Source organism: Mesorhizobium sp. B2-2-3, from assembly GCF_006442405.1.
Taxonomy (GTDB): Bacteria; Pseudomonadota; Alphaproteobacteria; order Rhizobiales; family Rhizobiaceae; genus Mesorhizobium.
The window spans coordinates 1-18,496 of sequence record NZ_VFWC01000017.1 but is presented as its reverse complement, the minus strand read 5'-3'; the positions used below and the strand labels follow the sequence as shown (position 1 = coordinate 18,496).

General features: G+C 63.3%; 20 protein-coding genes. 13 read left to right on the top strand and 7 right to left on the bottom strand.

The genetic code is table 11. From position 1 onward, the window contains the following. Positions 1–10: 10 nt before the first annotated feature. Positions 11–409: a fimbrial protein gene (locus tag FJ951_RS25235; RefSeq protein WP_140517879.1), complete on the bottom strand. Its 399-nt coding sequence runs from the start codon at positions 407–409 to the stop codon at positions 11–13. 25 nt (positions 410–434) lie between these two features. On the opposite strand from FJ951_RS25235, the gene FJ951_RS25230 reads away from it, so the two are divergent. Together FJ951_RS25230 and rpoH are read left to right on the top strand one after the other, a co-directional pair. Further along, positions 435–1,490, top strand: a complete 1,056-nt coding sequence (locus FJ951_RS25230) for an RluA family pseudouridine synthase (protein ID WP_140517878.1) — start codon at positions 435–437, stop codon at positions 1,488–1,490. Between the two features lie 211 nt (positions 1,491–1,701). Continuing rightward, entirely contained in the window at positions 1,702–2,613 is a 912-nt protein-coding gene (gene rpoH, locus FJ951_RS25225) for an RNA polymerase sigma factor RpoH (protein WP_027023478.1), read from the top strand. Positions 2,614–2,698: 85 nt separating this feature from the next. Here rpoH and FJ951_RS25220 read toward each other — a convergent pair whose 3' ends face one another. The 4 genes from FJ951_RS25220 to FJ951_RS25205 all read right to left on the bottom strand — a co-directional run bounded on the left by FJ951_RS25220 (position 2,699) and on the right by FJ951_RS25205 (position 5,291). Continuing rightward, positions 2,699–3,571: an MBL fold metallo-hydrolase gene (locus tag FJ951_RS25220; RefSeq protein WP_140500555.1), complete on the bottom strand. Its 873-nt coding sequence runs from the start codon at positions 3,569–3,571 to the stop codon at positions 2,699–2,701. Positions 3,572–3,819: 248 nt separating this feature from the next. Beyond that, entirely contained in the window at positions 3,820–4,479 is a 660-nt protein-coding gene (locus FJ951_RS25215; protein WP_140500553.1) for a peroxiredoxin, read from the bottom strand. 169 nt (positions 4,480–4,648) lie between these two features. Next, positions 4,649–5,014 (bottom strand): cell division protein ZapA, encoded by a 366-nt coding sequence (locus tag FJ951_RS25210; protein WP_140500552.1) that lies wholly within the window; start codon positions 5,012–5,014, stop codon positions 4,649–4,651. Positions 5,015–5,018: 4 nt separating this feature from the next. Next, on the bottom strand, positions 5,019–5,291 hold the full coding sequence (locus FJ951_RS25205; RefSeq protein ID WP_140500550.1) for a DUF4164 domain-containing protein: 273 nt from the start codon (positions 5,289–5,291) through the stop codon (positions 5,019–5,021). Positions 5,292–5,550: 259 nt separating this feature from the next. On the opposite strand from FJ951_RS25205, the gene tkt reads away from it, so the two are divergent. The 7 genes from tkt to FJ951_RS25170 all read left to right on the top strand — a co-directional run bounded on the left by tkt (position 5,551) and on the right by FJ951_RS25170 (position 15,108). After that, positions 5,551–7,542, top strand: coding sequence for a transketolase (gene tkt, locus FJ951_RS25200; protein ID WP_140517877.1), 1,992 nt, complete (start codon positions 5,551–5,553; stop codon positions 7,540–7,542). A 205-nt stretch (positions 7,543–7,747) separates the two neighbouring features. Then, positions 7,748–8,758, top strand: coding sequence for a type I glyceraldehyde-3-phosphate dehydrogenase (gene gap / locus FJ951_RS25195; RefSeq protein ID WP_140500546.1), 1,011 nt, complete (start codon positions 7,748–7,750; stop codon positions 8,756–8,758). Positions 8,759–8,971: 213 nt separating this feature from the next. Continuing rightward, entirely contained in the window at positions 8,972–10,855 is a 1,884-nt protein-coding gene (locus tag FJ951_RS25190; protein ID WP_140517876.1) for a potassium/proton antiporter, read from the top strand. 191 nt (positions 10,856–11,046) lie between these two features. Beyond that, complete coding sequence (locus FJ951_RS25185; RefSeq protein ID WP_140517875.1) at positions 11,047–12,243, top strand: phosphoglycerate kinase; 1,197 nt, start codon at positions 11,047–11,049, stop codon at positions 12,241–12,243. Between the two features lie 125 nt (positions 12,244–12,368). Further along, entirely contained in the window at positions 12,369–13,394 is a 1,026-nt protein-coding gene (locus tag FJ951_RS25180) for a class I fructose-bisphosphate aldolase (RefSeq protein ID WP_140500540.1), read from the top strand. 167 nt (positions 13,395–13,561) lie between these two features. Continuing rightward, positions 13,562–14,293, top strand: a complete 732-nt coding sequence (locus FJ951_RS25175; protein ID WP_140517874.1) for a thioredoxin family protein — start codon at positions 13,562–13,564, stop codon at positions 14,291–14,293. A gap of 98 nt (positions 14,294–14,391) precedes the next feature. Continuing rightward, positions 14,392–15,108 (top strand): SGNH/GDSL hydrolase family protein, encoded by a 717-nt coding sequence (locus tag FJ951_RS25170; RefSeq protein ID WP_140500537.1) that lies wholly within the window; start codon positions 14,392–14,394, stop codon positions 15,106–15,108. Positions 15,109–15,171: 63 nt separating this feature from the next. Here FJ951_RS25170 and FJ951_RS25165 read toward each other — a convergent pair whose 3' ends face one another. Then, a complete protein-coding gene (locus FJ951_RS25165) occupies positions 15,172–15,351 on the bottom strand; it encodes a hypothetical protein (RefSeq protein ID WP_181165425.1) in 180 nt (59 codons plus the stop codon). A 97-nt stretch (positions 15,352–15,448) separates the two neighbouring features. Next, entirely contained in the window at positions 15,449–16,396 is a 948-nt protein-coding gene (locus tag FJ951_RS25160) for a ring-cleaving dioxygenase (RefSeq protein ID WP_140517873.1), read from the bottom strand. 309 nt (positions 16,397–16,705) lie between these two features. Between FJ951_RS25160 and FJ951_RS25155 the strand changes: the two genes are divergently transcribed. From FJ951_RS25155 to FJ951_RS25140, 4 genes are all read left to right on the top strand, one after another. After that, the gene (locus FJ951_RS25155; RefSeq protein ID WP_140500534.1) at positions 16,706–16,873 is read left to right on the top strand and encodes a hypothetical protein; all 168 of its coding nucleotides are present in this window, start codon (positions 16,706–16,708) and stop codon (positions 16,871–16,873) included. A gap of 84 nt (positions 16,874–16,957) precedes the next feature. Next, a complete protein-coding gene (locus FJ951_RS25150; RefSeq protein ID WP_140517872.1) occupies positions 16,958–17,548 on the top strand; it encodes a DJ-1/PfpI family protein in 591 nt (196 codons plus the stop codon). A 55-nt stretch (positions 17,549–17,603) separates the two neighbouring features. Beyond that, positions 17,604–18,041: a hypothetical protein gene (locus tag FJ951_RS25145; RefSeq protein ID WP_246671780.1), complete on the top strand. Its 438-nt coding sequence runs from the start codon at positions 17,604–17,606 to the stop codon at positions 18,039–18,041. An 86-nt stretch (positions 18,042–18,127) separates the two neighbouring features. Further along, positions 18,128–18,496, top strand: a 369-nt coding sequence (locus FJ951_RS25140) for an HTH domain-containing protein (protein ID WP_140509693.1), incomplete at its 3' end; no start/stop codon positions are given.

Below are 18,496 nucleotides of genomic sequence, written 5' to 3'. Positions count from 1 at the left end.
GCGCCGGGCTTCATTTGTTGCGGATTGCGAAGCGGCCGATTATGCGCCGCTCGCCCATATCGTAGACGAAGATCGTGCGGCTGCCATCGACAAGTTCGGCCTCGATCGAGACGCGATTGCCGGATAGCGACTGGCTGACCACCCTGGCGCCGACCGGCAGCACGATGTCTCCGCTGAGCGGTTCGCCGGCGGGCACCTGGATGTCGCCGGCCAGCGGCGGGCTCACCGGCGCTGCCTTGCGTGATTTGTAGACAATCGCCGCGATCACCACCATAAGGGCCAGCAAGAGCAGGCCGAGATTGATGGCCATGAAGCGGATGAGCCTGCCGCGCACCTTTTCGATCTCGGGGTTGAGCGGCTTTTCCCCGCCTTCAACAACGGCGTCTTCGTCGGCGGCGGGGCGGGCCATGGCAAACATTCCGGAACGATTCTCGATGAGCGCTCATAACGAAGAGGCCCCCGGATTGATAGAGGACCAATTCATGCAGGCAGAACCGATCGTGCTCGTGGCCGGCGCCGACGATGCCGGCCAGCGCATCGATCAGTGGCTGGCAGGCAGGCTCGGCCCGGAAATGTCGCGCAGCCGCGTGCAGATGCTGATCAGGCAGGGCGCGGTCTTGGTCGACGGCAAGGCCGTTGTCGAGACCAAGTGCAAGATGTCGCCGGGCGAAACTGTCTCGGTCGCCATGCCGGAGCCGGAACCGGCGGAGCCACAGGGGGAAAACATCGCCCTCGATATCCTCTATGAAGATGACGAACTGATCGTCATCAACAAACCCGCCGGGCTTGTCGTCCATCCCGGCGCCGGCAATTGGACCGGCACGCTGGTCAATGCGCTGATCCATCATTGCGGCGACAGCCTGTCCGGCATCGGCGGCGTGCGCCGGCCGGGCATCGTTCATCGCCTCGACAAGCAAACCAGCGGCGTCATGGTCGTGGCCAAGACCGACCGCGCCCACAAGGCGCTTTCGGAGGCCTTTGCCGATCACGGCCTGACAGGCGATCTCGAGCGCGCCTACCTGGCGCTGGTCTGGGGCATACCGCAGCGGCCGGCCGGAACGGTGGATGCCCCACTCGGCCGCGCCGCCGACCGTGTACGTCGCGCCGTAGTACCCGAAGGACGCGACGATGCCCGCCACGCCGTCACCCATTTTGCGGTGCAGGAGCGCTTCGGCGAAAACCAAAAGGAATTCGCAACCGCAAGTCTGGTTGAATGCCGGCTGGAGACCGGCCGCACCCATCAGATCCGCGTCCACATGGCCCATATCGGTCATCCGGTGCTCGGTGATCCCGATTACGGCCAAGCCTTTCGCACCAAGGCCAACCGGTTGCCCGAACCGCTGAGAAGCCAGGTCAAGGCCTTCTCCCGGCAAGCTTTGCACGCCTGGCTCCTTGAATTTCGCCATCCGACTACCCATCTATCGATGAGGTTCGAGGCACCGATACCGAGGGACATGGAGGAACTCGTCGGCGGCTTTCGCAGTCTTTGAATCCGCCGCCCGGCAAGCTTCAAATCAATCATCAAAAAACCTGACTGGCGTTGTTCACTTCAGCGTGACACACTGTTTCGTGTTGAACAAATGCCTGTCTTTTCTGGTTTTGTTCCTGTATATATCTGATGTCGCGAGCGAGCCTTTGGTGCTCGCGTCACATGCCCGCCGCGTTTCGGGGGCATCACTCCAATAGAGAGGGGGCGCTATCATGGCCCAGTCACTACCCAGTATCGTTTCCGGCGAAGGCGGCCTCAGCCGCTACCTGGAAGAGATCCGCCGCTTTCCGATGCTTCAGCCGCAGGAAGAGTACATGCTCGCCAAGCGTTATGCCGAGCATGAGGACACTTCCGCAGCGCACAAGCTCGTCACCAGCCATTTGCGGCTCGTCGCCAAGATCGCCATGGGCTATCGCGGCTACGGCCTGCCGATTGGCGAAGTGATCTCGGAAGGCAATGTCGGCCTGATGCAGGCCGTCAAGAAATTCGAGCCAGAGCGTGGCTTCCGCCTCGCGACCTACGCCATGTGGTGGATCAAGGCCTCGATCCAGGAATACATCCTGCGCTCGTGGAGCCTGGTCAAGATGGGCACGACCGCCAACCAGAAGCGTCTGTTCTTCAACCTGCGCAAGGTGAAGGGCAAGATCCAGGCGCTTGACGACGGCGACCTCAAGCCCGACCAGATCGCCGAAATCGCCACGAGGCTGAACGTCTCGGAAGCGGAAGTCGTGTCGATGAACCGCCGCCTGTCGGGCGACGCCTCACTCAACGCGCCGATCCGGGCGACGGAAGGCGAGTCCGGCGAATGGCAGGACTGGCTGGTCGACGACCACGAAAGCCAGGAAGAGATGCTGATCGAGCAGGACGAGCTGGAAAACCGGCGCGGCATGCTGTCGGGTGCTCTTGCGGTGCTCAACGAACGCGAACGGCGCATCTTCGAGGCGCGCCGCCTCGCCGATGAGCCGCTGACCCTGGAAGAACTGTCGGCTGAGTTCGACATCAGCCGCGAGCGCGTGCGCCAGATCGAAGTGCGCGCTTTCGAGAAGGTGCAGGATGCCGTCAAGGCCGCCGCCAAGCGCCAGACCCAGGCGCTGCGCACCATCGAGGCGCAGCCGGCGGCTTAAAGCCGGCATCGGCAACAAGATAAAACGGCGGCGTCAGGAGACTGGCGCCGCCTTTTTGTATACCGCAGCGGGTGCTGTGATTGCTTCAAAGCCCATCCAGCGGAAATTTCAGATACCGTCGGCCATTGGCTTCCGGTTCCGGCAGGCGTCCGCCATTCATGTTGACCTGCAGCGCATGCAGGATCAGCCTCGGCATCGGCAATGTCCGGTCGCGCGCCTCGCGCAGGGCAACGAATTCGGCCTCGCCGCGCGCGGCGGCAAGATGTATGTTGTCGGCTTTCTGCGCGGCAACCGTGCTCTCCCATAACGCCTGGCGCCCGCCGGGCTGATAATCATGGCCGACAAAGACGCGCGTGTCCTCCGGCAGGGCCAGAATGCCCTGGATCGAGTGCCACAGGCGCGCAGCGCTGCCGCCGGGAAAATCCGTCCTTGCCGTGCCGCTGTCGGGCATGAACAGCGTGTCGTGAACAAAGGCTGCATCCCCGATCACATAGGTGATCGACGCCAGCGTGTGCCCGGGCGAGAAAAGCACCCTTGCTGGAAGCGTTCCCACCCGAAAAACCTCGCCGTCGCCGAACAGCCGGTCCCACTGCGAGCCGTCGGCGGGGAAATCCGGCCAGTTGTAGATCGCCTTCCACAATTTCTGGACCTCGACGATCCTCTCGCCGATCGCCGTCGGCGCCGCGGTCCTTTGCTTCAGGTACTGCGCGGCCGAGAAATGATCGGCATGCGGATGGGTGTCGAGAATCCATTCGACGCTCAGTCCCTCCGCCCTGACGAAATCCAGCAGCGCATCGGCATTGGCTGTCGAAACTGCGCCGGACTTCTCGTCGAAGTCGAGGACCGGATCGATTATGGCACACCGCTTCGTCACCCGGTCGGCGACGACATACTGGATGGCGCCGGTCGGCTTGTCGTGGAAACCGGTGACCTCAGGCTTTGCCGAACCTATGTCCAATCCGACGTCCCCTCCGTTAGCCAGACAGGAATGATTTTCTCTGCCAGAGCAACATAAGAGCATGCTTGTCTAGCGGGGCCCTGCCGTCAAGCACGCCTTGCCAGAAAAGCGACGGAAGTCGAAAAATGCCGGCCAGGCAACTGGAGCAACTCCAAGCGGTTTCCCGGGAAAGGCGCGTGGCGCTTTGCCCAAGGAATTGCGCAAAAACAAAGAGATGGTTCGCCGTTTCCGTGAACCGGAGAGCCGCTTTACGCGGAAGGCTGCTTGGTCTTCCTGAGATAGGGCAGGATGGTCTCGTAGGCGCCGAAGCGCTTGATGGCGTCCTCGTTGGAAACGGCCGCGGTGATGATGACGTCCTCGCCCTGTTTCCAGTTCGCCGGCGTCGCCACCTGGTGCTTGGCGGTCAACTGCATGGAATCGACCGCGCGCAGGATCTCGTCAAAGTTGCGGCCCGTGGTCATCGGATAGGTCAGCACCAGCTTGATCTTCTTGTCGGGCCCAATGACATAGACCGAACGCACGGTGGCATTGTCGGCGGGCGTGCGGCCTTCCGAGGTCTCGCCGGCACCGGCAGGCAGCATGTCGTAAAGCTTGGCGACCTTGAGATCCTTGTCGCCGATCAGCGGATAGTTCACCGAATGGCCGGTCGCCGTCTTGATATCGTCCTGCCATTTGCCGTGGCTTTCGACCGGATCGACCGAAATGCCGATGATCTTGACGTTGCGCTTCTTGAACTCGCCCTCGAGCCCCGCCATCGTGCCCAACTCGGTCGTGCAGACGGGAGTGAAATTCTTCGGGTGGCTGAACAGCACCGCCCAGCCGTCACCGATCCACTGGTGAAAGCTGATCGGTCCTTGCGTGGTCTCGGCGGTGAAATCCGGGGCGATATCGTTGATGCGAAGGCTCATGTTGTTTCCCTACCCTTGAAATGTTGCCGGCAACGGCTGGCGAGCGCTCAAATCTTTTTAACACCTCGGCGGCAACCCACAAATGCCTAAAGCCACAGGCGCCCGTCACGCCCGCGAAAAAATTTCTCTTCTTGCCGCCAAGTTCGGCAGGAATTTCCGAGGAGACCGCTTATGCCTTGTTGACGGCCAGCGTCGCCGCAAGATCTTCCATGCGCTGCGCCAGCGCGCCAAGCGCGTTGGTCAGCACGCTGTCGCTCTTGTCGGCCTTGGTCAGCGCCTCGTCGCGGGTCTTGCGCAAGGTCAGCACTTCGCTTTCCATGCCCTTGACGCGCTTCTGCAGCTCCGAGAGTTCATCCATGACCATGATGCCGGCCATGACCGTCAGCCGCTGGTCGCCGATCTCGCCGAATGAATCCTTCAGATGCGAGACGTAGCGGTCGAAACGCTCGGCGAGATCGATCAGATGCTCTTCCTGGCCTTCGTCGCAGGCCATCCGATACTGCTTGCCGTCGATGGAAACCGTGACCTGTGCCATCAGCCTACCTATCCAACACAGCGCGGATGGTTTCCATTGCGGTCACCAGTCGTCGCGACACTTCCTTGTTGGCATCCTCCAGCCGCTCGGCGCGCGCCTCGGAACTGTCGAGCTCCTGCGCCAGCCGCGAGCGGTCGGCATTCATCCGCTGCACCTCGGCCTCGGCTTCCGAATAATCGCGCTCATGCTCGAGCTTGGCCGCGACGGCGTTTTCCAGGCCTTCCATGGCCTTGCCCAGCCTTGCGATGACTTCCTTGAGTGTCGTTTCCCCGGTCATGGCCTCGTCCTGTGCCCTGCCCATCACCGAATCGCTCGCGTTCAGAACGCGTTATCTCTGAAACATTAGGCACCGGGTGAAGGCGACGTCAACAAAGCTCTCGCGACTGTCCCCTGCTAACGCTAATATAGGCCTGCCCGCGGCATCACAAGGCCGGCAAATGCGCGCCGGTTTGTTGACTAAAAGTGCGCGCCTGCTATGTGTCGCGCACGCTTTTCAAGGGCTCTCCCAAGGCCCCAAACCCCACCCCGGAGGAACCATGACGTCGCGTGAACAACATGACCGGATGGCCAATGCGATCCGCTTTCTCTCCATGGACGCGGTCGAGAAGGCGAACTCCGGCCATCCCGGCCTGCCCATGGGCTGCGCCGACATTGCCACGGTGCTGTTCACCCGTTTCCTGAAATTCGACGCCAAGGCGCCGCATTGGGCCGACCGCGACCGCTTCATCCTGTCGGCCGGCCACGGCTCGATGCTGCTCTACTCGCTGCTCTACCTGACCGGCTACGAAGACATGACGATCGACCAGATCAAGCACTTCCGCCAGTTGGGCTCGAAAACCGCCGGCCATCCCGAATATGGCCACGCCGCCGGCATCGAAACGACCACCGGCCCGCTCGGCCAGGGCCTTGCCAATTCTGTCGGGTTCGCGCTCGGCGAGCGCATCATGAACGCCGCCTTCGGCAACGACCTCGTCAGCCACTACACCTATGTGCTGGCCGGCGACGGCTGCCTGATGGAAGGTGTCTCCCAGGAGGCGATCGCGCTTGCCGGGCACCTCAAGCTCAACAAGCTGATCGTGTTCTGGGACAACAACAACATCTCGATCGACGGCCCGGTGTCGCTGGCTGACAATACCGACCAGGTCGCGCGCTTCCAGGCTTCCGGTTGGAACGCCAGCCACATCGACGGCACGGATCCGGAAGCCATCGCCTATGCGATCGAAGCCGCCCGCCATTCCGACAAGCCGACGATGATCGCCTGCAAGACGACCATCGGCTTCGGCGCCCCGACCAAGGCCGGCACCAACAAGGCGCACGGCTCGCCCCTCGGCGCCGACGAGATCGCCGGCGCGCGCAAGTTCTTCAACTGGGAGTCACCCCCCTTCGAGGTTCCAGCCGACATCCTCGATGCCTGGCGCACGGCCGGCACGGCCGGCGCCGAGGCGCGCGCCGACTGGGAAGGTCGCCTCGCCAAGGCCGACGCCAAGCTCAGGGCACAGTTCGAGCGCCGCGTTGCCGGCAAGCTGCCGTCCAACTTCGACGCCGTCATTGCCGACTACAAAAAGAAGCTCTCCGCCGACAAGCCGAAGGTCGCCACCCGCAAATCTTCCGAAATGGCGCTGGAAGTCATCAACGGCGCCGTGCCCGAAACCATCGGCGGCTCGGCCGATCTCACCGGCTCCAACAACACCAAGACCAGCCAGACCAAGAACATCACCCCGGACGACTACGGCCAGCGCTATGTTCACTACGGCATCCGCGAACACGGCATGGCTGCCGCCATCAACGGGCTGACGCTGCATGGCGGCCTGATCGCCTATGGCGGCACTTTCCTGTGCTTCTCAGACTATGCCCGCCCCTCGATGCGGCTGGCCTCGCTGATGGGCATCCGCTCGATCTTCGTCATGACCCATGACTCCATCGGTCTCGGCGAAGACGGCCCGACCCATCAGCCGGTCGAGCATGTGGCGGCACTGCGCGCCATCCCCAACCACAACGTGTTCCGTCCGGCGGACGCGGTCGAGACCGCCGAATGCTGGCAGTTGGCCCTTGAATCGGAAAAGACGCCGTCAACGCTGGCGCTGACCCGACAGAACCTGCCGACCGTGCGCACCGAATTCACAGAGAAGAACCTGAGCAGCCAGGGCGCCTATGAGCTCGCCGCCGCCAGCGGCGAAGCCGCGGTGACGATCTTCGCCACGGGTTCGGAAGTCGAGATCGCGCTCGGCGCCCGCGACCTCCTGGAGAAGCACGGCCATCCGACCCGCGTCGTCTCGGTTCCTTGCTTCGAACTGTTCGATAAGCAGAGCGAGGACTACCGCCGCAAGACGATCGGCAATGCGAAGGTGAAGATGGCGATCGAAGCCGGCATCCGCCAGGGCTGGGATCACCTCATCGGCTCCGATGGCATCTTCATCGGCATGACCGGCTTCGGCGCCTCGGGAACGATCGAGCAGCTCTATCCGCATTTCGGCATCACCGCCGAGGCGGCCGCCAAGGCGGCGGAAGCCCGCCTGCATGGCAAGTAAGGCCTGCTTGTTGCCCAAAAGTGTATCTCGATTTTGGGACAGCGACATGTATGAAACAAGAACGCTCGGCGAAACCGCGTACAGCGGTTCCGCCGGACTGACCTAATCGATTTAAATCCACGTCGCCGCGGCTGGATTCTTTCCGCTTCCGCCGCTATGAAGCTGCGGACCAATCGTCTGCCCTCCAGCTCCCAAGGAGAGAAAAATGACCGTCAGAGTTGCCATCAACGGATTCGGCCGCATCGGCCGCAACATCCTGCGCGCCATCCATGAATCCGGCCGCAAGGACATCGACGTCGTCGCCGTCAACGACCTCGGCCCGGTTGAAACCAACGCCCACCTCCTGCGCTACGACAGCGTACACGGCCGCTTCCCGCACGAAGTATCGGTTTCCGGCGACCAGATCACCGTCGGCAAGGAGACGTTCAAGGTCACCGCGATCAAGGATCCGACCCAGCTGCCGTGGAAGGAGCTCGGCGTCGACATCGCGCTCGAATGCACCGGCATCTTCACCGCCCGCGACAAGGCAGCCGCACACCTGACCGCCGGCGCCAAGCGCGTCCTCGTTTCGGCGCCCGGTGAAGGCGCCGACCTCACCGTCGTCTACGGCATCAATCACGACAAGCTGAACAAGGACCACATCGTCATCTCGAACGCGTCCTGCACCACCAATTGCCTGGCGCCGCTGGCCGCAGTCCTGCACGAGACGGTCGGCATCGAAAAGGGCATGATGACGACGATCCATTCCTACACCGGCGACCAGCCGACGCTGGACACCATGCACAAGGATCTCTACCGCGCCCGCGCCGCGGCACTCTCGCAGATCCCGACCTCGACCGGTGCCGCCAAGGCCATCGGCCTGGTGCTGCCCGAGCTCAAGGGCAAGCTCGACGGCATCTCGATCCGCGTGCCGACGCCGAACGTCTCGCTCGTCGACTTCAAGTTCATCGCCAAGCGCTCGACGTCGGCGCAGGAGATCAACGAGGCGGTGATCGCCGCCTCCAATGGCAAGCTCAAGGGCATCCTGTCGGTTACCCATCATCCGAACGTGTCGATCGACTTCAATCACGACCCGCACTCCTCGATCGTGGCGCTCGACCAGACCAAGGTGATGGACGGCAACTTCGTTTCGGTGCTGTCCTGGTACGACAATGAATGGGGCTTCTCCAATCGCATGGGCGATACCGCGGTCGCCTTCGGCAAGACCATCGCCTGATCGCGGGCCCATCTTCCAGAGACTTGAAACGCCCGGTTTCGTCCGGGCGTTTTCGTCGGAGTGCTCGGCAACGCGTCGCTTCGCTCCTGCTAAGCCCAAGGACGACGAAGTTGTGGGGCTTCGGCCCAAAAAACCGCTCTCCCGCCTTGCGCCGGCCATGCCTTCGCCCCACTCTTCCTTGAATCGAGAGAAGAGGCAGGGGACAAGTCACGGATGGAGCATGCGATCTATCTCGTCACGCTGGTGGGCACCGCGCTTGTCGTCGTCGCCGCGTTTTCGAGCCTGATCGCCTTCCGCTTCGGCGCACCGCTGCTGCTTCTGTTTCTCTGCATCGGGCTCGCCACCGGGACCGATGGCCTCGGCATCGAGTTCGACAACGCCCGCATCGCCTATTTTGCCGGCTCACTGGCGCTGGCGGTGATCCTGTTCGATTCCGGCTTCGGCACGCCTCTCAATGCCTTGCGGCAGGCAGCCGGGCCGGCGCTGTCTCTGGCCACATTCGGCGTGATCCTCACCACTGGCCTGTTCGGCGCCGCCGCCTACTATATGCTCGATCTCACCTGGCTGGAATCCTTCCTGCTCGGTGCCGCCGTCGCCTCCACCGACGCGGCCGCCGTGTTCTTCCTTTTGCGCGCCGGCGAGATCAATCTGCGCGAGCGCGTGCGCTCCACGCTGGAGGTGGAGTCCGGCACCAACGATCCGATCGCCATCTTCCTGACCATCACCCTGGTCGAGATCATAGCCGCCCATGCCGACCCCGAGGCCAATGTCCTGGTCACCAACCTCGTCCTCGGCTTCCTCATTAACATGGGCCTGGGCGCCATTGTCGGCGTGCTGGGGGGCCTCGCCATCGTGCGCCTCGTCGACCGGCTCAATCTCGACCATGGCCTGCTGCCGATCTTCGTGCTGACCCTATCGCTGATGGTCTTCGCCGCCGCCGGCGCCATCGGCGGCTCCGGTTTCCTGGCGGTCTATCTTGCCGGTCTCATCGCGGGTAATTCCGACATCCGCGCCGTCACCATCCTCAAGCGCTTCCAGGACGGCATGTCCTGGCTGGCGCAGATCATCATGTTCCTGATCCTCGGCCTGTTCGCGACGCCCTCGCAATTCCCGGCGATCATGGTGCCGGCGGTGCTGCTTGGCCTGTTCCTGATGTTCGTCGCCCGGCCGATCGCGGTCTGGCTTTGCCTGGTCCCGTTTCGTCTGCCGCGCCCCGAAGTCGCGTTTGTTTCCTGGGTCGGCCTGCGCGGCGCCGTCTCGATCCTGCTTGCCATCACTCCCTTGCTCGGCGGGCTGGAGAATGGCCGCACCATCTTCAACGCCGCCTTCATCATCGTCCTGGTGTCACTCGTCATCCAGGGCTGGACCGTTGGTCCGCTGGCGCGCCGTCTCGGCCTGATCGTGCCGGCGCGGCTCGGACCTCTGGACAAGGTCGAGCTCGAACTGCCGGGCTCGGCCCATCACGAACTCCTCGCCTACCGCGTCGCGCCGGGCAGCCCGGTGGCGCGCGGCGAGCGCATCCCTCGCTGGGCGCGGCCCTCGCTGGTGTTGCGCGACGGACGCTCGATGCGTTTCCAGGACATGGGCAGGCTTGCCGCCGGCGACCAGGTCTACATCTTCGTGCCGGACCGCTATCCACGCCTGCTCGACAAGCTGTTCGCCAGCCGCGCCGTCGTCGACCCCGAGGACGCCGATTTCTTCGGCGCCTTCGCCGTCGATCCGGCGCGTTCCGCTGCCGAACTGGAAGCCGCATACGCGCCGGGCCTGAGCGAGGCGGAACAGAAGCTCACCGTCGGCGCCCTGGTCACGGCGCGGCTCGGCGGCCATGCCGAATATGCCGACCGCGTGCTGATCGGCCCGATCGAGCTGATCGTGCGCGACGTCGACGACAAGGGCAGGATCACAGGCCTGGGCCTCTCCTTCGAACCGACCGCGCCCGTGGCGCGGGTACCGGTCTTCCTCAGCGCCGGCGAGATCGCCGACCGGATCAAAGCCTTCGTCCAGACCTGGCGCAAGCCGGTGGAAACACCGATCACCGCCGCACGCGCAGACGAGAAAACCGAGCCGGCGGTGGAAAAGGCAACGACCGAAAGCTGACACGGCGATCCTTTGCGCCGCACCCATCCGCCTGCCGTGACGCTTCGCGACGTCGACGCCTTCGCCTTCGCCTTCGCCTTCGCCTTCGCCTTCGCCTTCGCCTTGAAAATTTCGCGCCCTCCCCAGCCAAGTCTTGCATCGTCGTCGGTGCGGGGTATGGTCCCGGCGACTTCTCAGCGAAAGGAACCAGCATGGCCAGCTTCAAGACACTGGACGATATCGGCAACATCAATGGCAAGCGCGTGCTGGTGCGCGTCGACCTCAACGTTCCCGTCGCTGACGGCAAGGTCACCGACACGACCCGCATCGAACGCATAGCGCCGACCATCGCTGAATTGTCAGGCAAGGGCGCCAAGGTCATCCTGCTCGCCCATTTCGGCCGGCCCAAGGACGGTCCCTCGCCGGAATTCTCGCTGGAGCCGATCGCCAGGGCGACGGCCGAGGTGCTTGGCCGTCCCTTGGGCTTTGCCGGCGACTGCGTCGGCGACACGGCGGGAAGCGCGGTCGCCGCCATGAACAAGGGCGACGTGCTGCTGCTCGAGAACACCCGCTTCTACAAGGCCGAGGAGAAGAACGACCCGGCCTTCACCGAACGGCTCGCCGCCAATGGCGATATCTTCGTCAACGACGCCTTCTCCGCTGCCCACCGGGCGCATTCCTCGACCGAGGGACTGGCGCATCTGTTGCCAGCCTTTGCCGGCCGCACCATGCAAGCCGAACTGGAAGCGCTGGAGAAGGGCCTTGGAAATCCTGTTCGCCCGGTGGTCGCCATCGTCGGCGGCGCCAAGGTCTCGACCAAGATCGACCTGCTGATGAACCTGGTCAAGAAAGTCGACGCGCTGGTCATCGGCGGCGGCATGGCCAACACCTTTCTCGCCGCACGCGGCACCGATGTCGGCAAGTCGCTGTGCGAGCACGACCTCGCCGCTACCGCCAAGCAGATCATGATCGAGGCGGCCGAGGCCGGCTGCGCCATCATCCTGCCCGTCGACGGCGTCGTGGCGAAGGAATTCAAGGGGGGCGCGGCCAGCGAAACCGTGGCCATCGCCGACGTGCCTGCGGATGGCATGATCCTCGATGTCGGCGAAAAGACCGTGAGGGCCGTTGCCGACTGGATCGACCGCGCCGCGACCTTGGTCTGGAACGGGCCGCTCGGCGCGTTCGAGATCGAACCCTTCGATCGCGCGACGATGGCGGCAGCCAGGCATGCGGCGGCGCGCACCAAGGCCGGCAAGCTGGTTTCGGTGGCCGGTGGCGGCGATACCGTGGCGGCGCTCAACCAGGCCGGGGTTGCCGACGATTTCACCTATGTCTCGACTGCCGGCGGCGCCTTCCTCGAATGGATGGAAGGCAAGCCGCTGCCGGGCGTCGACGTGCTCAAGCCTTGAGACGATCAACTCGAGGCGAGCGCGCGGCGTTGCCGGGACTTTCGATCGATTGGAGCTTTCCGGCGTCATTCCTTTGGCGGTAGTGTCCTGTCAGGCGCAGAACAACACCGTCAAGGAGAAGCACGATGAGCGAACGTCTCGAAGACATTGCCGCCGCGATGGTGGCCAACGGCAAGGGCCTGCTGGCCGCCGACGAAAGCTCGGGAACCATCAAGAAGCGCTTCGACGTCATCGGCGTCGAATCGACCGCGGACAGCCGGCGCGACTACCGCGAGATGATGTTCCGCACCAGTGACGCCATGACCAGGTATATTTCCGGCGTCATCCTTTACGACGAGACTATTCGGCAGAAAGCGGCCGATGGCACGCCGCTGGTCGATATCATCAAGGCTTCAGGCGCCATCCCCGGAATCAAGGTCGATGCCGGCGCCAAGCCCCTGGCCGGCTTTCCCGGCGACACGGTCACCGAGGGCCTCGACGGCCTGCGCGAGCGGCTCGCCGACTATTACAAGCTCGGCGCCCGCTTCGCCAAATGGCGTGCCGTGATCGACATCGACAAGGCAAAGGGCGTGCCGTCGGTCACCTCGATCAGCGCGAACACCCATGCGCTCGCCCGCTATGCGGCCCTTTGCCAGGAAGCCGGCATCGTGCCGATCGTCGAGCCGGAAGTGCTGATGGACGGCGCCCACGACATCGACACGTGCTATGAAATCTCGAGGGCGACGCTGACGAAGCTCTACGACGAGCTCTACGCGGCCCGGGTGGTGCTCGAGGGCACGATCCTGAAGCCCAACATGGTGCTGGCGGGCAGGAAGTCGGGCGCGGTGAGCAGCCCTGAAGAGGTCGCGCAAAAGACCATAAAACTGTTCCGTGAGGCCGTGCCGGCGGCGGTGCCGGGCATCGCCTTCCTCTCCGGCGGCCAGGAGGACGAGGAAGCGACCGCCAACCTCAACGCCATCAACGCCATCGGCCCGCATCCGTGGAAGCTGACCTTCTCCTATGGCCGCGCCCTGCAGGCTGCCCCGCAGAAGGCCTGGAGCGGCAAGGCATCCAATGTTGCCGCGGGTCAGGCCGCCTTCACCCACCGTGCCCACATGAACCACCTGGCGGCGCTTGGACAATGGAAGCCGAGCCTGGAGCAGGCTGCCTGACCACGGTTTTCCGTCTCTATCGGACCCGGGCCATGCGCCCGGGTTTTGCTGCGCTCCGCCGGACTTGGGATGAAGCGCCTCCATCCCTATTTCTCTCCAGCGCAGCCGGCGCGATGTCGGCTCATGCCCGTCCCGAACGTCCTTGGGATGAAGCCAGGGAGAGGTTCATGCATCGCAACAAGGTCGTTTCACGCGAGGATTGGTTCCGGGCACACAAAGCGCATCTGGCGCGCGAGAAGGAATTGACGCGATTTCGCGAGCGCATCGCGGCGGAACGGCGCGAACTGCCTTGGCTGAAGGTGAGAAAGGACTACGTCTTCGAAACCGAGCAGGGTCCAAGATGCCTGGCCGAACTGTTCGCCGGCCGCAGCCAACTGATCGTCTATCATTTCGTGTTCGGGCCCGGCTCGACCCATCATTGCGAAAGCTGTGCGTTCGTCGCCGACCACATGGACGGTGCCAATCAGCATCTGAGACACCATGACGTGTCGCTTGTCGCGGTGTCACGCGCGCCGCTCGCCGAGCTGCTGCCCTACCGAGAGCGCATGGGTTGGAAATTCGACTGGGTCTCATCCTATGCCTCGGACTTCAACTTCGACATGCAGGTGTCGTTCACCGACAAGCAGATCGCATCCGGTGAAGCGATCTACAATTTCGAGACGCCCGTTCTGAAATCGAAAGACCTGCCGGGCACCACCGTGTTCTACCGGGACGAGACCGGCGACATCTTCCTGACCTTCATGTCGCGCGCCCGCGGCAGCGAACAGCTGATCGGCGCCTATCAATATCTCGACCTTGCGCCGAAAGGCCGCGACGAGACCGGGCCTTATAGAACCTTGATGGACTGGGTGCGGCTGCATGACCAGTATGGAAACAGGTCGCAAGCGGACAGGGCTTAGGCATTCAGCGATCCCATCGAACATTGGACGCTTGAAGGCGTCCGCCACCGGTGCAAGGATCGTTCACCTCCGGCGCAACATGCGTTAATTGCTGCTCGATGCGACGCTTTCCGGCTCTCCTCACCTGGCTCGCCTTCCCTGTCTATGTCTGGCAAGGGCTTGGCGTACGCCGACGCACCTCGCGCATGCTGCCCGCGCAAGGCCCGGTCATGCATGAGATCGCCGGCGGCCAGCCGGCGGTCTGGCTGCTGGTGCTGGGCGATTCCTCCGCCGCCTCGGTCGGCATCGAAAAATCCGAGAATGGCCTGGCCGCGCAGCTGGCCGTCCTGATCTCGCAGCGAACCGGCCGCGCCGTGCGCTGGCGCGCCGCCGGGTTCAATTCGGCGACGTCGGGGCAGATCCGCGACCACGTCCTGCCCAATCTCTCGGCCGATCCGTGGACGCATATCGTGCTCGCCATTGGCACCAACGACACCAAGAATTTCCACTCCGTGCCCCGCTTCAAGAGGGCGTTCGGCGGTCTGCTCTACGCCCTGCGCGCTAAATGGCCTGAGGCCCGCGTGGTGTGGTCTCCTGTGCTGGAGTTCACGCAAGCGCCAGCCATGCCGCCGCTGCTCGGCAAGATCCTGGAAATTCGCGCCGGTGAGATGAACCGGATGGGCAAACGTCTTTGCCTCGAACGCGGTGCGGTGCCGGCGCCGCGCTTGCCGATCACCAATCCCGAAGCCGGCTTCGCCTCGGACGGATTTCATGCATCGGAAGCCGGTTACCGGGCCTGGGCCGAGCACCTCGTCGGCTGCGTGATCGAAGAGTGATTGCCGCCGGCTCGTGCCGGCCCGATATTCCATCCTGCGCATTCCAGGCTTCCTGGAACTGCGCTACGTCCAATGTCCAAGCACGGCCGTTATCGAAATGGCCGCCATGGCCAGGAGCGCCAGCTTCCAGAAGTCGCTGCGCCGTTTCAGCCCCGGCCAGCCGAGCGGCTTGATCAACTGGATGACCATGATGCCAAGGATGACGAGGGCGAGGAGTTTCGACATGCCGCCTTTGACCAGCATCGCGGTCGGCTGTCAAAGCGCGTCGTTCGTCGCTCGAATAAAATAGGCGCCGCGATCCGGACTGGAACGCGGCGCCAGCCTTTGATCGGGGAACGATCTACTTCAGCGGCTTGAGGCCGGCCTCGATCGAAGCGCGCTTCGATTCCAGGAATGGCGGCAGGGCCAACTTTTCGCCCAGCGTCTCCAGCGGTTCGTCGGCGGTGAACCCCGGCCCGTCAGTGGCGATCTCGAACAGGATGCCATTCGGCTCGCGGAAATAGAGCGAGCGGAAATAATAGCGCTCGACCTCGCCGCTCGACGGCAGACGGAATTCGGCCAGCCGCGCCGTCCATTGATGCAGCGTCTCCTGGTCCGGCGCCCTGAAGGCGACGTGATGAACCGCACCGGCACCTTGCCTTGCCGGCGCCAGTCCCGGCTGCACCAGGACGTGCAATTCCGCCGCCGGCCCACCCTCGCCCATTTCAAAGACCTGAACCTGGCCCTCCGGCGAGGCATAGTCTCGGACCTTGCGCATGTTCATCACTTGCGTCACCACTGCTTCGGTATTGGTGAGGTCGGGAACGCTGATGACGATCGGCCCGAGCCCGCGGATCTGGTGTTCGACCGGCACGCGGCTTTGCGCCCAGGGGCGGCTGTCGCCCTTGCCGTCATCGCTGACGAGGCGCAGACGCTGGCCCTCGGGGTCCTCGAAATCCAGGCTGGCGTAGCCACCGATGTCGGCAATCTCACTCGTGACGATATTTTCGTCAGTCAAGTGTTGCTTCCACCAGGCAAGGCTGTCCTGGCCACCAACCCTGAGGCTGGTCCGCACAATGCTGTGGGTGCCGCGTCGCTCGCGGCCGACCGGCCAGTCGAAGAAAGTAAGGTCGGTGCCCGGCGTCGCTTCGCCATCGGCATAGAAGAGGTGGTAGGCTGAGGTATCGTCCTGGTTCACCGTCTTCTTGACCAGCCGCAAGCCCAGCACCCTTGTATAGAAATGAAGATTTCCACGCGCATTGGCGGTGATGGCGGTCAGATGGTGAATTCCTGTCAGTTGAAGGCTCATGGTCGTCTCCCTGTTTTTGGGGAAGAATTTTCTCCTTCCATATCAGAACTTCGGATCCCTGGCTGGAGACCACGTATCCTGACAGTCCGTCGCCAAAGGCTGAACAATGGATCATGACCAGGCATGCATTAGTGAACGATCTCGGCCTTCTAAACCTGCTTCGGGGCGCGGTCTGATGCAGTGAAAACGATACCTTCACAGGGATAACGCACCGATCGCAACTATTATCCAGGCCCTGCCATCCTCCTGACAGACTGCTGTCAGGAGGGGTGTGCGATACTGTCTTCATTCACAGAGAGGAGACTAGCCATGACCGGTTCCACCATTCTGCGCGGCATGCAGCACTATGTCGGCAAGATTCGTACGATGCGCAACGAGATCCGCACCCAGCGGTTTATCAACTCGCTGCCGGCGGACATTCGCAAGGATATCGGCTGGCCGGACATGTATGCCGAACGTCGCCTTCGCGACAATTGAGACGAATTTTTCGGCAAAGCGGTTGGATGTAGGCGCCCCAACGCCCAGATGATAAGTCCGGCACGCGAGGGACGGAGCGAGCGTATGCCCAAGCAGAAGACAATCGGCCTTCTTTTCATAGACGGCTTCGCCGACTGGGAATATGGCCTGCTGGCCGCCTCGGCGGTCGAATGGTTCGGCGCCCGCGCGGTTTCGCTGACACCCGATGGCAGGCCCGTGAGCGGGATCAGCGGTTTCCGGCTGACGCCCGACCGCTCGGCCGGCGCCGATGAAAATGCCGATCTCGATGCAATCGCCGTCATTGGCTCCGACCGATGGGCGGGCGAGGCGCCGCCCGAGGTGGCGGAATTGCTCAGGGATGTTGCGATGCGGGATGGTGTCGTCGGCGGTATCTGCGCTGGAACGCTGGCGCTGGCCCGGGCCGGCATGTTCGAGAAGGCGAGGCACACCAGCAATGGCCGTGACTGGATCAACCGCCACATTGCTGGCTATGCCGGCGATCACAATTATCAGGACGTGCCGCATGCCGTGTCCGATGGCAAGATCGTTTCCGCGCCAGGTTCGGCGCCCGGCACCTTCGCGCTGGCTTTCCTGAAGACGCTCTATCCTGAACGAAACGGCGAACTTGCCGAGATGCGGACGCTGTTCGCCAGGGAGTATGCTGAACCCTCCTGACAGAATGGTGTCAGGAGCGCCATGCCATAGATGCGAGCGGTGAACAGGACGAGCGATGAAGAGCTGGACCGACAGATTGAACACGCCGGGGGTCAACGGCATCAGACCGGCCCCGCGCACGGTGGCAGATGGAGTCGAAGACCAGACGACGCTGGTGCCGACGGCGCAACAGGTCGACGAATTCATCCGCTCGATTCCCGAAGGCGTCGAGATGGACGTTCGCGTGCTGCGCACGGCGCTTCCCTTTGAACGTGGCGCCGAAGTGACATGCCCGGTCGCGATCGGCTATCATCGGCGTACCGTTGCCGAAGCAGCCATTGAGTATCTCGGGCGCGGCATGACGCTGAGCGATGTCGCGCCTTTCTGGCGCGAGCTCGATGCCAATGACGCCGACAACGAGGAAATTGTCCTTCGGCGCGGAATTTGTGGCCGCGCAGCGCAAGTGCGAAGGCTTGAAACCATGATGCATGCCGCCGAGTGTTCTGCGGTTTAGGAATAAAGGCATGCGCAAGAACACGATGCATGCAGCCCAACCGGTTTTGGGCGACATGCATAGGAACAACATCGAGGGACCATACGATGCGACGCGCCGACAGGCTCTTCCAGATCGTGCAGCATTTGCGCGGTGGCCGTCTGGTCACCGCGCAGAAGCTTGGCACATGGCTCGAGGTTTCCGAGCGAACCATCTATCGCGACATAGCCGACCTTCAGTCGACCGGAGTGCCGATCGATGGGGAAGCGGGCGTCGGCTACATGATGAGGGAGGGTTTCGACCTTCCACCGCTGATGTTCACGCGTGACGAGATCGTGGCGCTGGTCGCCGGCGCCCGCATGGTGCGTGCCTTTGGCGGTGCGGCCATGGCCCGGGCCGCTGATGAGGCTTTGGTCAAGATCGGCGCGGTGCTGCCCGATGCCGAAAAGGACCGTATCGCTCGCACCGAGATCCAC

Coding starts and splice junctions, on each gene's coding strand:
- FJ951_RS25155 (WP_140500534.1), top strand. CDS start 16,706: ATGACCGGTTCCACCATTCTGCGCGGCATGCAGCACTATGTCGGCAAG.
- FJ951_RS25175 (WP_140517874.1), top strand. CDS start 13,562: ATGCATCGCAACAAGGTCGTTTCACGCGAGGATTGGTTCCGGGCACAC.
- FJ951_RS25230 (WP_140517878.1), top strand. CDS start 435: ATGAGCGCTCATAACGAAGAGGCCCCCGGATTGATAGAGGACCAATTC.
- FJ951_RS25185 (WP_140517875.1), top strand. CDS start 11,047: ATGGCCAGCTTCAAGACACTGGACGATATCGGCAACATCAATGGCAAG.
- FJ951_RS25190 (WP_140517876.1), top strand. CDS start 8,972: ATGGAGCATGCGATCTATCTCGTCACGCTGGTGGGCACCGCGCTTGTC.
- FJ951_RS25235 (WP_140517879.1), bottom strand. CDS start 409: ATGGCCCGCCCCGCCGCCGACGAAGACGCCGTTGTTGAAGGCGGGGAA.
- FJ951_RS25165 (WP_181165425.1), bottom strand. CDS start 15,351: ATGCTGGTCAAAGGCGGCATGTCGAAACTCCTCGCCCTCGTCATCCTT.
- FJ951_RS25150 (WP_140517872.1), top strand. CDS start 16,958: ATGCCCAAGCAGAAGACAATCGGCCTTCTTTTCATAGACGGCTTCGCC.
- FJ951_RS25215 (WP_140500553.1), bottom strand. CDS start 4,479: ATGAGCCTTCGCATCAACGATATCGCCCCGGATTTCACCGCCGAGACC.
- gap (WP_140500546.1), top strand. CDS start 7,748: ATGACCGTCAGAGTTGCCATCAACGGATTCGGCCGCATCGGCCGCAAC.
- FJ951_RS25180 (WP_140500540.1), top strand. CDS start 12,369: ATGAGCGAACGTCTCGAAGACATTGCCGCCGCGATGGTGGCCAACGGC.
- FJ951_RS25205 (WP_140500550.1), bottom strand. CDS start 5,291: ATGACCGGGGAAACGACACTCAAGGAAGTCATCGCAAGGCTGGGCAAG.
- FJ951_RS25210 (WP_140500552.1), bottom strand. CDS start 5,014: ATGGCACAGGTCACGGTTTCCATCGACGGCAAGCAGTATCGGATGGCC.
- tkt (WP_140517877.1), top strand. CDS start 5,551: ATGACGTCGCGTGAACAACATGACCGGATGGCCAATGCGATCCGCTTT.
- FJ951_RS25145 (WP_246671780.1), top strand. CDS start 17,604: ATGAAGAGCTGGACCGACAGATTGAACACGCCGGGGGTCAACGGCATC.
- rpoH (WP_027023478.1), top strand. CDS start 1,702: ATGGCCCAGTCACTACCCAGTATCGTTTCCGGCGAAGGCGGCCTCAGC.
- FJ951_RS25160 (WP_140517873.1), bottom strand. CDS start 16,396: ATGAGCCTTCAACTGACAGGAATTCACCATCTGACCGCCATCACCGCC.
- FJ951_RS25170 (WP_140500537.1), top strand. CDS start 14,392: ATGCGACGCTTTCCGGCTCTCCTCACCTGGCTCGCCTTCCCTGTCTAT.